Source organism: Salmonella sp. SA15303 (genome assembly GCF_029962125.1).
Lineage (GTDB): Bacteria > Pseudomonadota > Gammaproteobacteria > Enterobacterales > Enterobacteriaceae > Salmonella > Salmonella enterica.
This window is the reverse complement of sequence record NZ_CP123924.1, coordinates 4,340,933-4,356,283: the sequence shown is the minus strand read 5'-3', so window position 1 is coordinate 4,356,283 and position 15,351 is coordinate 4,340,933. Positions and strand designations below refer to the sequence as shown.

The 15,351-nt window shown below is 52.0% G+C and carries 11 protein-coding genes; 2 read left to right on the top strand and 9 right to left on the bottom strand.

Annotated elements, in window-relative coordinates; genetic code table 11:
* Positions 1-6: 6 nt before the first annotated feature.
* The 6 genes from pmrA to melR form a co-directional block, all read right to left on the bottom strand.
* Positions 7-675 (bottom strand): two-component system response regulator PmrA, encoded by a 669-nt coding sequence (pmrA, locus tag QEN31_RS21380; RefSeq protein WP_000697899.1) that lies wholly within the window; start codon positions 673-675, stop codon positions 7-9.
* Positions 672-2,315, bottom strand: coding sequence for a phosphoethanolamine transferase EptA (eptA, locus tag QEN31_RS21375; RefSeq protein WP_000919290.1), 1,644 nt, complete (start codon positions 2,313-2,315; stop codon positions 672-674). Before eptA ends, pmrA begins: the two co-directional genes overlap by 4 nt.
* Positions 2,316-2,448: 133 nt before the next feature.
* Positions 2,449-3,786, bottom strand: a complete 1,338-nt coding sequence (adiC, locus tag QEN31_RS21370) for an arginine/agmatine antiporter (protein ID WP_000093130.1) — start codon at positions 3,784-3,786, stop codon at positions 2,449-2,451.
* Positions 3,787-3,925: 139 nt separating this feature from the next.
* Entirely contained in the window at positions 3,926-4,687 is a 762-nt protein-coding gene (locus QEN31_RS21365) for an AraC family transcriptional regulator (protein ID WP_001217075.1), read from the bottom strand.
* Between the two features lie 297 nt (positions 4,688-4,984).
* Positions 4,985-7,252, bottom strand: coding sequence for an arginine decarboxylase (gene adiA / locus QEN31_RS21360; protein WP_089082062.1), 2,268 nt, complete (start codon positions 7,250-7,252; stop codon positions 4,985-4,987).
* Positions 7,253-7,484: 232 nt separating this feature from the next.
* A complete protein-coding gene (melR, locus tag QEN31_RS21355) occupies positions 7,485-8,417 on the bottom strand; it encodes a transcriptional regulator MelR (RefSeq protein ID WP_000106992.1) in 933 nt (310 codons plus the stop codon).
* A gap of 268 nt (positions 8,418-8,685) precedes the next feature.
* Here melR and QEN31_RS21350 point away from each other — a divergent pair, with 268 nt between their 5' ends.
* Both QEN31_RS21350 and melB read left to right on the top strand, forming a co-directional pair.
* Entirely contained in the window at positions 8,686-10,041 is a 1,356-nt protein-coding gene (locus tag QEN31_RS21350) for an alpha-glucosidase/alpha-galactosidase (protein ID WP_001533320.1), read from the top strand.
* A gap of 83 nt (positions 10,042-10,124) precedes the next feature.
* Positions 10,125-11,555, top strand: a complete 1,431-nt coding sequence (gene melB / locus QEN31_RS21345) for a melibiose:sodium transporter MelB (protein ID WP_023227453.1) — start codon at positions 10,125-10,127, stop codon at positions 11,553-11,555.
* Between the two features lie 97 nt (positions 11,556-11,652).
* Here the strand turns inward: melB and fumA are convergent, their stop codons facing one another.
* From fumA to QEN31_RS21330, 3 genes are all read right to left on the bottom strand, one after another.
* Positions 11,653-13,299 carry a class I fumarate hydratase FumA gene (gene fumA, locus QEN31_RS21340; RefSeq protein ID WP_064239867.1) on the bottom strand — a complete coding sequence of 549 codons (1,647 nt, stop codon included), beginning with the start codon at positions 13,297-13,299 and terminating at the stop codon, positions 11,653-11,655.
* A 95-nt stretch (positions 13,300-13,394) separates the two neighbouring features.
* Positions 13,395-14,735: an anaerobic C4-dicarboxylate transporter DcuB gene (dcuB, locus tag QEN31_RS21335; RefSeq protein WP_000899149.1), complete on the bottom strand. Its 1,341-nt coding sequence runs from the start codon at positions 14,733-14,735 to the stop codon at positions 13,395-13,397.
* 146 nt (positions 14,736-14,881) lie between these two features.
* Positions 14,882-15,148 carry a hypothetical protein gene (locus QEN31_RS21330; protein ID WP_024137308.1) on the bottom strand — a complete coding sequence of 89 codons (267 nt, stop codon included), beginning with the start codon at positions 15,146-15,148 and terminating at the stop codon, positions 14,882-14,884.
* Positions 15,149-15,351 lie beyond the last annotated feature (203 nt).

Here is a 15,351-nt window from a genome sequence, read left to right as displayed (position 1 = left end):
GCTCACTTAGCTTTCCTCAGTGGCAACCAGCATGTAGCCAAACCCGCGAACCGTGCGAATGCGCGACTTGCCGACTTTGTCGCGCAAATTATGTATATGCACTTCCAGAGTGTTGGTCGAGGGTTCGTTATCCCAGTTGTAGATATCGTTATAAAGAATTTCCCGGTGCACCGGACTGCCTGCCTTGAGCATCAACCGTGAGAGCAACGCGTACTCCTTAGGCGTCAGGGTCAGTTCCTGTCCATCCCTCCATGCCTGATGGCGGCCTATATTGAGCGTCAGATTGCCAACCGTCAGTTCACTTTCACCCTGATTATTATGGCGGCGCAGCAGCGCGCGGATGCGGGCGTGCAACTCCTCCAGGGCGAAGGGTTTAACCAGATAATCATCTGCGCCGACATCCAGCCCGGTAATGCGATCGTTGAGCGTATCGCGGGCGGTCAGAATGAGTACCGGCAGGGTGTATTTTTTCTGTCGGATTCGCGTCAGGAAATGCAGGCCATCCTCATCGGGTAGCCCTAAATCCAGCACCATCAGACTGTAATGACCAGACTCCAGACTATGCTCGGCGGCACGCGCTGTCGAAACGCCATCACACGCATAGCCTTCGGTTTGCGCGGCGAGTATTAACCCCTGTAATAATAGCGTGTCGTCTTCAACAATCAGTATCTTCATTCGCTTAGTCTCCTGCACGGTTGCAGAATATCATCTGCGGCCTGGTAATACGTCGTTTGTACGCCGGTTAATCCCAGCATGGTTGAGAAAAGATTGTCCTGTGAATAATCCAGCGTGCTCGCCCGTTTTTGCAGGCAGGCCTGATCCACCTGATAACGCTGTTGATAATCTTTAGAAAGCCAAATGAGCATCGGGACATGTTTTTGCGTATCCGGCGCAATGGAATACGGCAGACCGTGTAAATAAACGCCATTTTCACCCAATGATTCGCCGTGATCGGAAAGATAGACCAGGCTGGTGGTGAATTTATCCTGATGAGATTTCAGCAGGTTAATGGCTTTATCTACAATATAGTCCACGTACAGCACGGTATTATCATAGGTGTTGATCAACTGCTGTTGGGAACAGTTCTGAATTTCGTTCGTGTCACAGGTTGGGGTAAATTTTTTAAACTGCGGTGGATAACGGTTGTAATAGGTTGGGCCGTGGCTGCCGATGGTATGTAATACAATAACGCCATCGCCTTTCAAATGGTCGATATAGTCTTCCAGACCGTGAAATAACACTTCATCGTAGCACTCGCCGTCGATACATTGTCCGGGCAGGTTTAGCTCGGTGACATTTTGATGCGGAACGCGATCGCATGCGCCTTTACAGCCGCCGTCATTATCATTCCACAGTACGTTAATCCCCGCGCGCTGGATAATATCCAGTAGCCCTTCCTGGTGATGCGCCAGCTCTTCGTCATAATGTTTGCGCGGCATATCAGAAAACATGCAGGGAACGGAGATCGCGGTCGCCGTACCGCAAGAGGTGGTATGCGGGAAATAGATCACATCGTCTTTCGCCAGCCGCGGATTGGTGTCGCGCGGATAGCCGCCAAGAGAGAAATCATCGCCGCGCGAGGTTTCGCCAACGATGAGAATCGTCAGGTTTTTGCGATCGCCTTTCAGCATTAATGGATTGCGATGGGCATCCTCGCCAATGCGTACCAGCGGCAAATTCGCCAGCCGTTGATGCGAATACCATGACCAACTGGCGACAATACTGTTCGATGGGCTTAACGCTTTGATCAACTGTTTATTATTTCGAAATAACGAGGCGTAATCTTTATAGAAAAAGGCGGCGACCAGAATAACTAATAAAATAGAGATCAGGACGCTGGCCAGGCGGTAAAGCCCGCTACGTAAGCGCGGCGTCGCCGGACGGATTTTGACCCAGAAGGCAATCACGGCTGCCAGAACGCCGCTTAATCCCAGCGTCAGCACCATTTGCGGCGTCATCAGCGCAAAGGTTTCCGCGGGCGTGGTATCCATCATATTGGCGATCATGGAGCGATCGATGATGATGCCGTAAGTCAAAATAAAATACTGCGCGGCAGCGCCGACCAGAATAAAAACGCAGGCCAGCAGTCGGTTTAGCCAAATAAATGAGGCCAGCGTCAGCACACTATTGACCACGCTAAACGCGACGACCGGCATGGAAATAAACACCAGTACATTGCGCAGCGAGTTTAACGGTAGGTCTTGTAGTACCTGCTTGTAGAACGCAATGTTCAGGCAGACGGCAATATAAAAGGAAAAAAGCAGAAGCCAGGCGATTTGCCCAAGAACAGGTCTTTTAAGAAAGCGCTTTAACATGTTGATGCGTCCATCGATTCGGTGACGCTAATCGTGACAAAGTAAAATTAAGTGAACCTTAAGAACTTAATGTTGGTGGCGGCCGGATAACCTGCGCTATCCGGCCTGTTGCGATAACATTAACTACACGTGGTCAATCCTGTTTAACCGGCGCATCCAGCGGATACGGGTTTTTGTGAATGCGGTTGTAGTTCAACGCATACAGCGCGGTGATCACCATCAACGTGACGAACGACCACATCACTTCTTTGGCGCCGGAACCGATGACCGCCCAGATGCAATACACAAACGCGACGAAGGTAATCAGCAGATACAGCGGGCGCGCTTTACCAAAGTGACCGTGGCCCAACAGTAACAGCGCGGCACAGGTGTAAAGATAAGGCACCAGGGTGAAGATAACCGACACGGAGGAGACCAGACCAAACTCTTTCGCGGCGTTCGGCGACATACTGCTGAACTGGAAGATAGTCATCAGCACGCCGACGATAAGCAACCCAGCCACTGGCGTACCGGCTTTATTAACCCGCGCGAAGATCGGCGGGAAGAGACCATCGTCCGCCGCCGCTTTTGCGGTTTGACCGGCAAGCAGCGTCCAGCCGCCGAGAGAGCCCAGGCAACCCGCTGCCGCACAGAAGGAAACAATAGCCCCTGCGGTATCGCCCAGCGCCATACGCGCCGCGTCACCGAAAGGCGATGCCGACACGCGCAGCGCCGCGTTGGGGATCATCCCCATAATCGCCGTTGTGGAGAGCACATAGCAGACGGCGGCGATCAGTACCCCGCCGATGGTGGCGATAGGCACATTGCGTTTCGGGTTTTTGACCACACCGGCCGCAACGGAGGCACTTTCTACCCCGATGAATGACCACAGCGTAACGTTCAACGTGCTTTGAATCGCGCCGAAGGTATTCATGCCGCTCACGTTCCAGGCCGCCATATAGGTTTCGCCTTTAAACCAGAACCAGCCGAAGACCGCAATCCCTACGATAGGCACCAGCGCCAGTACGGTGGCGACGGCCTGTACGCGGGTAATCATTTTCGGCCCGACGATGTTCAGCAGAACAAAAATCCACAGCACCGCGACGCAGGTAAGCGTTAATACCAGCGGATCTTTCAGAATCGGGAAGAAATAGCTCAGATAGCCGACGCCGATAACGACCATCGCGATATTACCGATCCAGCATGCCAGCCAGTACAGCACGTTCGTTTGATAGCCCAAAAACGGCCCGAAGCAGCGGCGTGCGTAGGCATAAGAACCGCCGGGACTGGGATCTAAGGACGACATTTTGGCATAAACCATCGACAGCGCCAGGGCGCCGATGATAGTGACCAGCCATCCGTAGATTGCAATCCCGCCAGTGGCCGCCAGGTTGGCAGGGAGTAAGAATACCCCTGAACCCATAATATTCCCCGATACCATTAAGGTGACGGGGATTAGGCCCACTTTGTGAGCATCAGCATCCGAAGACATAATTTGGACTCCTGAAAAGGTGACTTCGTTACGATAAATTACGTCGTATCATACCCCCTCAGAATGCCGCTGAATTATGTCGGAGACGGGTTATCGCCAATGCTGCTATTATCGTGTCTTATCGTTGAGTGTAGAAAAATTAGGCAGCCGATCGTTCCCGATGTTGGCTAACATAATGCAGGGGGGTCATACCATAAAACTCTTTAAACACGGAAATAAAGTATGATGTGCTGTTATACCCACACAGCTGTGAGACTTGAGAGATATTCTTCCCGTCCATTAATAATTGGTTTACGGCATAACGCATTCGGCAGGTCGTGATTATTTGGCTATAACTGGTATTCTCGTTTTTGAGCTTTTTCTTTAACAAGCTTGGACTCAGGCACAGGCAGCTGGCAACGGCGCTCAGATTCCAGTCTTTATGAATATCGCTCTGAATGATGTGGTAAACGCTGTCACTGATGCGGCTGCGTAGCATGTGCATTAACAAAGAAATAAATTTTTTGTGGTCAAGAAAGCGGGATAAAACGGTGAAAAGGAGCGCACGGGTACGTTCACTAACAATTTCATCCGGTGTTTCCATCGCGCTGTAGCGGGCGGCGACCCTGAAGATATCCGGCGTCAGACAGTTGGCGGTCAATAAGGGATCGGCGTTGCGTTGCCAGACGGGAAGGTGTGAGAGATCTTTATTCAGGAATTGTAAATAGTCTTTAATATTATTGCGACTCACTTGTATTACTAGCACGCTATTTAATGATGAAATGTCAATAACGTTATTTTCACAAGCCAGAATGGCCATATGATTCGCTTTTAAGCTGATTGGCTCCTTACCATTTACTCGTAACCATGTATCTTTTTCGGTTAATAACACTATGCAAGGTTCGTTGCTGCAAATCCTCATACCCGAACTCCTGGAATATGAACATAAAATACCGGATCTCGCCAAACGGGAGAGATAACGGGGACTGAGTCAATTGTGTGATGAATTGAAACTGCACTAAAATAACTTTCCTGAATAATATTACAATATTTGTACGATGAATTAGGGTGTACAAAAAGTTGTACGCGAGTGGAAACTTGTCATTTTTGTATAAAAAAAGCGCGGGATGGGGCCCGCGCAAAAAGGTATGACAGTATTATTGTTTTGCAGCAATACTCAGGGAATACATGCCATCCTCAAAAAAAAGACTCTTTGTGATTAGGCTTTCACGCACATAACGTGATATACGCCATCAATAATTTCCGTGCCTTCGGTTTCATGCTCAAAGCCAGGGAAGTGATGATCCCAGGATTGCAGTGAGCGTAAGTAACCCACCTGCGGACTGTTTTCATCGCCAAAGTTTTCGCCGGAGAGCAGCATCGGGATGCCTGGCGGGTAAGGAATAACGGAGTTCGCCGCAATGCGACCCGGTAGATTTTCAATCGCCACCATTTCAATATTGTTGTTCACAATCGCGTTGTAGGCGTCGCGCGGGGTAATCTCCGCAACCGGCAGGGTGGAATAGGCGGCGTTGAGACGGGCGCCCGGGTTATTTTCACGTAGCCAGGCAAACATTTTATCGCCCAGGTCATGAATACCCATGTTCGCGTAAGTGTCAGGATAATCCTGCACCAGTTCCGGCATCACCTGCGCCAGCGGCGTATTCGCGTCGTAATGATGTTTGAAGGAGCACAGCGTGTTGATCAGCGTTCCCCATTTCCCGCGAGTTACCCCCATAGAGAACAGGAACATAATCTGAAAGTCGGTGGTGCGGGTCGGCACGATACCGTGGCGGCCAAGCCATGCTGTGACCAGCGCAGCAGGTACGCCGGATGCTTCCAGTTCGCCATCGTCGCCCATACCCGGCGCCAGGATACTGACTTTAATCGGGTCCAGCATACTCCAGTTATCCGGCAGGTCTTTAAAGCCGTGCCAGGTTTCTCCGGGGCGCATGACCCAGCAGTTCTGGTCAGTGGTCAGCAGTTTTGCCGGCGCGTCGGCGAAGTCATACGTTTTACCGGTTTGTGGATCGGTGACGACGTCTTTATTCCACGGTTTAAAGAACCAGTCGCCTTCATCGGTAAACTCTTTATAAAGACGCGCCATCGCCTGACGGAAATCAACCGCTTCGTCAATCACCTCTTGAGTCAGGGACAGACCGCTGTTACCGTCCATCATCGATACCGCCACATCGTTGGATGCGCAGATGGCATATAACGGAGAGGTGGTGGCATGCATCATATATGCCTGGTTGAAGCGGGAGAAATTCACCGCGCCACGGCCTTCACGGACGTGAATGTAGGAAGCTTGTGAAAGCGCATTCAGTAGTTTGTGCGTGGAGTGGGTGGCAAACACGGTCGGACCGTTATGGTCGCCTGGCTCGCCGCGCATCGCGTAGTGATCGCAATAAATCGGGTTGAAGCGCGCATAGCCGTACCATGCTTCGTCGAAGTGAATGCGATCGCTGGTTTTTGCCAGCAGATCCTGCGCCTCTTTGGCGTTATAGCATACGCCGTCATAGGTACAGTTGGTCACCACGCTGTAAGACGGTTTCTGTCCGACTTTGGTTTTGGTCAGCGGGCTGGCGCTGATTTTTTTCTGCAAGGTTTCAGGCTGCATTTCCTGCGGGTAGATTGGCCCGATAATGCCGTAACGGTTACGGCTTGGCACCATATATACCGGTTTGGCCCCGGTGAGGATCAGCCCCTGCTCGATGGATTTATGGCAGTTACGATCCAGTACAACGACATCATTATCCGTCATACAGGCCTGCATAATAGTACGGTTAGAACCGGAGGTCCCGACAACCACGGACCAGGAGCGGTCAGCACCGAATACGCGGGCGGCGTTTTTCTCGCTTTCGCCAAACGCGCCGGTATGGTCGAGGAGTGAACCGAGCGTGGTACGCTCAATCCCCATATCGCTGCGGAACAGGTTTTCGCCATAATAATCGTGATAAAAGCGACCGGCAGGCGTTTTAGTGAAACCGACGCCGCCCTGGTGTCCCGGCGCCGCCCATGAATATTCATGAATGTCGCTGTATTTCATCAACGCGTTAAACAGCGGCGGTAACAGTTGCTGGCGATACCGGGTCATGGCGGCAACGGCGCGTCCGGCGATAAAGTCAGCGGTGTCTTCCAGAATCCAGGCGAATTCATCGACAAGCTCCAGCAGGTCGCGGTCCAGCGATGCCGTCGCTTTTTCCCTGTCGCCTAACAGGAAAACGGGCACGTTTTGCTGACGCTCGTGAAGCTTACCGATCAATTGCCTGACGCTCAGGTGCTCATCCGGTTGTTCCATTTGGTAGCTAAACATCAGACAGTCAATGGCTTCGTTCGCGGACAAGATGGCATAGCCGTCATCGAAGGATGTCGATTTAATGACGGTAACATTTTGTTGGCTCAAGGCATCTGCCAGACGCTCAACCGCGTTGCCAACCCAGGTGTCCTGATGCAGAAACTCACTTTCAACAATTAATACTTTCATCATCTTTTACCCGGTTGTGGAGGCCGTGCAATTTACGCCTTGCCGACCCGCCGTATGAATGTGACGTGGGCAAGTATTACCCCGTCAAATAGGGGGTGTAAAGTGATGGAATAATGGTCAGTTATTAGTATTATTGTTTAATAAACAAAGGGTTAATTATTGATAGCGAGCGATTTCACCCGCCGTTTATCGACAGGTGAATTATTTTTTTGGCTGATAGTGGTATCCGGCTTTAGCCGGGCATCGTCTGGCGTCGTTGCTGGCTTAGCTTGCGGTATTGTTGCGGCGACATACCGACAAATTTGCTAAAAGTACTGTAAAAACGGCTGCTGGATCGGAACCCGGCAGTCAGAGCGACATCGAGGATCGTTTTGTCAGTATCGCTCAATAAGGCACGTACGTGATTGATGCGCATCGCCGTGATGTACTGCTTCATCGTCAATTGCATAACCCGCTGGAATATCCCCATCGCGTAGTTAGCATTGAGTTTGACATGCTCCGCGACGTCGTTAATGGTGAGCGCCTGATCGTAGTTATCGGCAATAAATCCCAGCATCTGGCTTACGTAAAACTGCGCATGGCGTGAGACGCTATTCTTGTGGGTGCGTGATGTTTTATTGAGCAAAATGGGTTGCCAGCCGGAAAGGCTAAAGCGTTTAAGCATCAGGCCGATTTCATCGATCGCCAACTGGCGAATTTGCTCATTCGGGCTGCTTGTTTCCTGCTGCCAGCGCAACACTTCAAAGGTGCTAAGCTGCTGGGTCGCCAGTGATTTAACCACCATCCCGTGCGTGACATGGTTGATAAGATCGCGATCCAGCGGCCAGGAGAGAAACAGGTGCATCGGCAAACTGAAAATCGCCATCTGGCGGCAGTTGCCGGGGCGGGTAAGCTGGTGTGGCGTACAGGCCCAAAACAGGGTGATATGCCCCTGCTTTATCTGCACGACTTCATTGTTGATTAAATACTCCACATCGCCGTCAAACGGAACATTCACTTCTACTTGCCCATGCCAGTGACTGCTGGCCATTCTGTGCGGCGGCCTCAGTTCAACGTCCAGTCGTTGATATTCGGAATAGAGCGACAGCGGGCTACGGGTTTGCTTTTCATCGCCGTTGCACATGTGCGGGTCGGGCGGGAGGAGGGATATTGCTTGCGTACTCATCGTCACTCCATTTCCTGAATTATCAGAATTATGCCCCTTTAGCCGGGAGGAAACCGGGAATCCGGACACAGAATCCGTCGATATTGTAGAGCGTAGCCTGACTATCAGGCCGAATACTCTGCTTTTTACGCCATTTTGTCCCAAAAACTCAGATCTTCCGCGCGTCAGCATACGATCTGAGTTTTCGGGAATGCTCATCGGGGAAGACGGAGGTTTTCACCGGGAACGCGTGCCACCATGAAGGTGTTCACTACTGTTCTGGAGAGTCATGATGACGGCACCCAAAATTACCTTTATCGGCGCAGGTTCTACGATTTTCGTCAAAAATATCCTCGGCGATGTGTTTCACCGCGAGGCGCTAAAATCAGCGCATGTCGCCCTGATGGATATTGACGAAACCCGGCTGGAAGAGTCGCACATTGTGGTACGGAAACTGATGGACTCTGCGAGCGCTTCTGGCCGGATTACCTGCCATACCAACCAGAAAGCGGCGCTACAGGATGCGGATTTCGTGGTGGTCGCCTTTCAGATTGGCGGCTATGAACCCTGCACCGTGACCGATTTTGAGGTTTGTAAGCGTCATGGCCTGGAACAGACGATCGCCGATACGCTGGGGCCGGGCGGCATTATGCGCGCGCTGCGGACTATCCCGCATCTGTGGCGGATTTGCGAAGACATGATGGAAGTCTGTCCGAAGGCCACCATGCTCAATTACGTCAACCCGATGGCGATGAATACCTGGGCGATGTATGCCCGTTATCCGCATATCAAACAGGTCGGCCTGTGCCATTCGGTACAGGGAACGGCGGAAGAACTGGCGCGCGACCTGAATATCGATCCCGCCTCGCTGCGCTACCGCTGCGCCGGCATTAACCACATGGCGTTTTACCTCGAACTGGAGCGCAAAACGGCTGACGGGACTTATGTCGATCTCTATCCTGAATTGCTGGCGGCCTATGACGCCGGACAGGCGCCGAAGCCCAATATTCACGGCAATGAACGCTGCCAGAACATCGTGCGCTACGAGATGTTCAAAAAGTTGGGTTACTTCGTCACTGAGTCATCGGAGCATTTTGCCGAGTACACGCCGTGGTTTATTAAACCGGGACGCGAGGATCTGATTGCGCGCTACAAGGTGCCGCTGGATGAATATCCGAAACGCTGCGTAGAACAACTGGCGAACTGGCATAAAGAGCTGGAGGAGTATAAAACCGCCGAGCGTATCGACATCAAACCGTCCCGCGAGTACGCCAGCACCATTATGAACGCTCTGTGGACCGGCGAGCCGAGCGTGATTTACGGCAATGTGCGTAATGAGGGGCTGATTGATAACCTGCCGCAGGGAAGCTGCGTGGAAGTGGCTTGTCTGGTGGATGCCAACGGCATTCAACCGACGAAGGTGGGGACGATCCCTTCTCATCTGGCGGCGATGATGCAGACCAACATCAACGTGCAAACGCTGTTGACCGAAGCCATCCTCACGGAAAACCGCGATCGCGTGTATCACGCGGCGATGATGGACCCTCATACCGCAGCGGTGCTGGGTATCGAAGAAATCTATGCGTTGGTTGACGATCTGATCGCCGCGCATGGCGACTGGCTTCCGGCCTGGTTACGCCGTTAATCTCCAGCCGCGCTGGACGGCAGATCCGGCGTTTAACCTCTACTAACAGAAGGCGGGCGCTGGTAACAGCGACCCGGTACCCTATGAGCATCTCTCTGACAACAAAGCTGAGTTACGGGTTCGGTGCGTTTGGTAAGGATTTCGCCATCGGCATTGTGTATATGTACCTGATGTATTACTACACCGATGTGGTGGGACTTTCGGTCGGCCTCGTCGGCACCCTCTTTCTGGTCGCGCGAATCTGGGATGCGATAAACGATCCCATCATGGGCTGGATTGTCAACGCCACGCGTTCGCGGTGGGGGAAATTTAAGCCGTGGATATTGATCGGCACCTTAACCAATTCGCTGGTGCTTTTCCTGCTGTTCAGCGCCCATCTTTTTGAGGGAACCGCGCAGGTTGTATTTGTCTGCGTAACCTACATCCTGTGGGGCATGACGTATACCATTATGGATATCCCATTTTGGTCGCTGGTGCCGACCATTACGCTTGATAAGCGAGAACGCGAACAACTGGTGCCGTTCCCGCGTTTCTTCGCCAGTCTGGCTGGCTTCGTCACTGCCGGTATAACGCTGCCGTTTGTGAACTACGTTGGCGGAGCGGATCGTGGGTTCGGCTTTCAGATGTTTACGCTGGTACTGATTGCGTTTTTTATCGCCTCGACTATCGTGACATTACGCAACGTACATGAGGTGTACTCCTCCGACAACGGTGTAACGGCGGGCCGCCCACATCTGACGTTAAAAACGATCGTTGGATTGATATACAAAAACGATCAGCTCTCTTGCCTGTTGGGAATGGCGCTGGCGTATAACATTGCCTCCAATATTATCAATGGCTTTGCGATCTACTACTTCACCTATGTGATTGGCGATGCCGATCTTTTTCCCTATTACCTTTCTTACGCCGGCGCGGCGAATCTGCTGACGCTGATTGTCTTCCCCCGGCTGGTGAAAATGTTATCGCGACGGATATTGTGGGCGGGCGCCTCCGTGATGCCCGTTCTGAGTTGCGCAGGGCTCTTCGCGATGGCGTTGGCGGATGTCCATAATGCCGCTTTAATCGTGGCGGCGGGTATTTTCCTGAATATCGGGACCGCGCTCTTTTGGGTGCTTCAGGTAATCATGGTGGCGGATACGGTCGATTATGGGGAATTTAAGCTCAATATTCGCTGCGAGAGTATCGCTTATTCCGTACAGACGATGGTTGTGAAGGGCGGCTCGGCGTTTGCGGCGTTCTTTATCGCTCTGGTGCTGGGGCTGATTGGCTACACGCCGAACGTGGCGCAGTCTGCGCAAACCCTGCAGGGGATGCAGTTTATTATGATTGTCCTGCCGGTACTGTTTTTCATGATGACGTTGGTTCTCTACTTCCGCTACTACCGTTTGAATGGCGACATGCTGCGCAAGATTCAGATCCACCTGCTGGATAAATACCGGAAAACGCCGCCATTCGTCGAACAGCCGGATAGCCCGGCGATTTCTGTGGTAGCGACCAGCGATGTAAAAGTGTGAGCATGGTCTCTCGTGCAGGCCGGATAAGCCGGATAAGCGTAGCGCCATCCGGCAATTAACCGATAACGCGGCCCGGGAGAACGCCGGGCCTGCCAGGTTATTTCGCGCAGTTAGCGCACTGTTTGCTGACAATCTGCTGGAAGAAATCGTTGCCTTTGTCATCCACCAGGATAAAGGCCGGGAAATCTTCTACTTCAATTTTCCAGATAGCTTCCATGCCGAGTTCCGGATACTCGACGCACTCCAGATGCTTAATGCTCTGCTGTGCCAGTACCGCCGCCGGGCCGCCGATACTGCCCAAATAAAAGCCGCCATGTTTTTTACAGGCATCCGTGACCTGCTGACTACGGTTGCCTTTCGCCAGCATGATCATACTGCCGCCGTGGGATTGCAGTAGATCGACATAAGAGTCCATTCGGCCTGCGGTGGTGGGGCCTAATGAGCCAGATGGATAACCTGCCGGAGTTTTTGCCGGACCTGCGTAATAGATGGGGTGGTCTTTAATATACTGCGGCAGGTCTTCGCCGGATTCAATACGCTCTTTTAGCTTCGCGTGGGCGATATCGCGACCTACGATAATGGTGCCCGTCAGCGACAGGCGAGTCGAGACCGGGTACTGCGATAGCTGGGCGAGGATCTCTTTCATCGGACGGTTGAGATCGACTTTTACCGCGTCGCCTTCGCCCGCCTGACGCAGCGCTGGCGGAATATACTGGCCCGGATTGTGTTCCAGTTTTTCGATCCAGATGCCTTCGCGGTTGATTTTCGCTTTGATGTTACGGTCTGCCGAGCAGGAGACGCCCATCCCCACCGGACAGGAAGCGCCGTGACGCGGCAGGCGAATTACGCGAATATCGTGGGCGAAATATTTCCCGCCGAACTGGGCGCCGAGGCCAAGTTTATGCGCTTCTTTCAGCAGTTCCTGTTCCAGGTGGAGATCGCGGAATGCCTGGCCGTGCTCGTTACCTTCCGTCGGCAGCGCGTCGTAATAGTGGGTGCTGGCGAGCTTAACGGTTTTCAGCGTGCTTTCCGCCGAGGTGCCGCCAATGACAAAGGCGATATGGTATGGCGGACAGGCCGCGGTGCCCAGCGTGCGCATTTTCTCAACGAGGAAGTTTTTCAGCTTGCCTGGGGTGAGCAGCGCTTTGGTCTCCTGATAGAGATACGTTTTGTTTGCTGAACCGCCGCCTTTCGCCACGCAAAGGAACTTGTACTCGTCGCCGTCGACGGCATAGAGATCGATTTGCGCTGGCAGGTTGCTGCCGGTATTGACCTCTTTGTACATATCCAGCGGCGCGTTCTGCGAGTAGCGCAGGTTATCTTCGATATAGGTATTAAACACGCCTTTGGAGAGCGCGGCTTCATCGCCGCCGCCCGTCCAGACGCGTTGGCCTTTTTTACCCATGATAATCGCCGTGCCGGTATCCTGGCAGGTCGGCAGAATGCCTTTGGCGGCGATTTCGGAGTTTCTCAGGAATTGCAACGCCACATATTTGTCGTTTTCGCTGGCTTCGGGGTCATGGAGAATGGCGGCGACTTGCTGCTGGTGTTCAGGACGGAGCATAAAAGACGCATCATGGAAGGCCTGCTGAGCCAGCAACGTTAACGCCTGCGGCTCAACGTTGAGGATAGATTCTCCGTTGAATTCACTGACGCTGACATAATCGGAGGTGAGCAGATAATACTCTGTTTTGTCCTCTCCCATCGGGAAAGGCGCCTGATAGATAAACTCTTTTTTCGACATGTGCTTCCAGCCTAATAGTAAGAAAATGTATTAAGAACCTCATGGGCCAGGCTCTAAGTCGCGCGCCGCGCATAACCGGGCGGCGCGCGCGGCCATTACAGGAATCCGTACATTGCGGCAAAGATCCAGCCAAAGACGCAGGAGACGCTCACGCCAATCAAACCCGGCAGAATGAAGCTGTGGTTAATGACGAAGCGGCCAATACGGGTTGTGCCGGAACGGTCAAACTGAATCGCCGCCAGATCGCTTGGGTAGGTCGGCAGGATATAGTAGCCATAACATGCCGGCGCAGAGGCCACGATATACGCCGGATCGACACCGATAGCCAGCGCGACGGGAACAATCGCCGCCAGCGCCGCTGCCTGGGAGTTAACAAACTTGGAGACCAGCAGCAGAACGATGGCGTAGGCCCACGGATACTCTTTGACCATTTCGCCCAGCACGCCCTGAATTTCCGACATATGCGCGCCGAACATGGTTTCCGCCATCCAGGCGATCCCGTATACCGCGACAATCGCAATCATACCGGAACGAAAAACTTCGTTTTTTGAGATAGACGCAGGATTGGTTTTGGTCAGGATGATAATGAGCGCCCCGGTCAGCAGCATAAACATCTGAATGACCAGCACCATCGACAACGGTTTGCCGCCGAAGGTTGGACGTAAGTCGGAGTCCGCGCCCAGGAGAGCGACCACGGCAATCGCCGCCAGGAAGATCCACATCGCCAGCCAGTTGCTTTTCGGCAGTTTTTTATCCAGCAGCGTCGCGGTATCGCCGTACACGTACTGACGGTTTTCCGGTACGGAAATAAATTTCTGAAACGCTTCGTCTTTATCCAGATCTTTACCGCGGAACCAACTAAAAATACCGATTGCCAGGATACCGAGCAGGGTAGACGGGATGGTGATCGACAGCAGATCGAGGAACTCCAGATGTTTTCCGTCAAATGTCACGTTGCCCAGCATCGCTACCAGAGAAACCACGGCGACGGAAACCGGACTGGCGATGATACCCATTTGCGCGCCGATAGAACTGGCCGCCATTGGACGTTCCGGACGGATATTATTCTTGATCGCCACGTCATAGATAATCGGCAAAATGGTGTAGACCACGTGGCCTGTCCCACACAGAATCGTCAGGGTACAGGTGACGAACGGCGCCACAATAGAGACGTATTTGGGGTTGCGACGCAGCAGCTTTTCGGCAATCTGCAGCATCACATCCAGCCCGCCTGATGCCTGCAACGTCGCCGACGCGGCGACTACCGCGATAATGACCAGCATTACGTCAACGGGCGGTTTACCTGGCTGGAGATGGAAAACAAACACCAGAATGACCAAACCGATACCGCCCAACAACCCGAGCGCGATCCCGCCCTTTCGGGCACCATAAAACAGACATATTAATATTATGAGAAGCTGTATACTAAATAACATTTTTATTTATCCTCGCGATAAACCCAGTCAATTTTGATAAATGGATCACAGCCATCTTCTGATTTGTGTGAATGAGCATCAGGAAATGGCGAATATTCAATGCGCCAGTGGCGACGATTAACGATTAAGCTTTTTACAGAGTTGCTTTAAGTAATTATTTTCTTGCGATGGTGATGTTCAGAGGGAAGCACCCTCTGGCGATGGGCAGGTGGAGTCAGCGAGATCAGTAAATTATGATTTGTCTGTTTTAAAAACAGGCGTTTATTATTTAATTTTTGTGTCTCGCCATCAGGTAAATCACGAGATAAAGCGAACAGAATGTGACTTATGTGATCATTGTCACGCCATTTTTTTAAATTATTAGTATGGCGTGTGGAGACGCGTATCTGCTCACCAATATACGTATTGTCCATAGGCGTAGCACAAGCTCCATTGCTACAAACATAATTTTATTTAAGTGTCAGGAAAATTCCGGACAAATCCCTTTTTTAATAAAAATACACACTCTCGGCATGGGATAATACTTAATTAACTTTTGTTAGCGTTTTGAAATTAAAAACAGCGCAGAGCGCTGTAATAATAGAAAATAACGTTAACAGGCCTGGGTTGAGTATAT

Bases quoted from the DNA above. Each gene is read 5' to 3' on its own strand.
- pmrA (WP_000697899.1), bottom strand. From the start codon at position 675: ATGAAGATACTGATTGTTGAAGACGACACGCTATTATTACAGGGGTTA.
- eptA (WP_000919290.1), bottom strand. From the start codon at position 2,315: ATGTTAAAGCGCTTTCTTAAAAGACCTGTTCTTGGGCAAATCGCCTGG.
- adiC (WP_000093130.1), bottom strand. From the start codon at position 3,786: ATGTCTTCGGATGCTGATGCTCACAAAGTGGGCCTAATCCCCGTCACC.
- QEN31_RS21365 (WP_001217075.1), bottom strand. From the start codon at position 4,687: ATGAGGATTTGCAGCAACGAACCTTGCATAGTGTTATTAACCGAAAAA.
- adiA (WP_089082062.1), bottom strand. From the start codon at position 7,252: ATGAAAGTATTAATTGTTGAAAGTGAGTTTCTGCATCAGGACACCTGG.
- melR (WP_000106992.1), bottom strand. From the start codon at position 8,417: ATGAGTACGCAAGCAATATCCCTCCTCCCGCCCGACCCGCACATGTGC.
- QEN31_RS21350 (WP_001533320.1), top strand. From the start codon at position 8,686: ATGATGACGGCACCCAAAATTACCTTTATCGGCGCAGGTTCTACGATT.
- melB (WP_023227453.1), top strand. From the start codon at position 10,125: ATGAGCATCTCTCTGACAACAAAGCTGAGTTACGGGTTCGGTGCGTTT.
- fumA (WP_064239867.1), bottom strand. From the start codon at position 13,299: ATGTCGAAAAAAGAGTTTATCTATCAGGCGCCTTTCCCGATGGGAGAG.
- dcuB (WP_000899149.1), bottom strand. From the start codon at position 14,735: ATGTTATTTAGTATACAGCTTCTCATAATATTAATATGTCTGTTTTAT.
- QEN31_RS21330 (WP_024137308.1), bottom strand. From the start codon at position 15,148: ATGGACAATACGTATATTGGTGAGCAGATACGCGTCTCCACACGCCAT.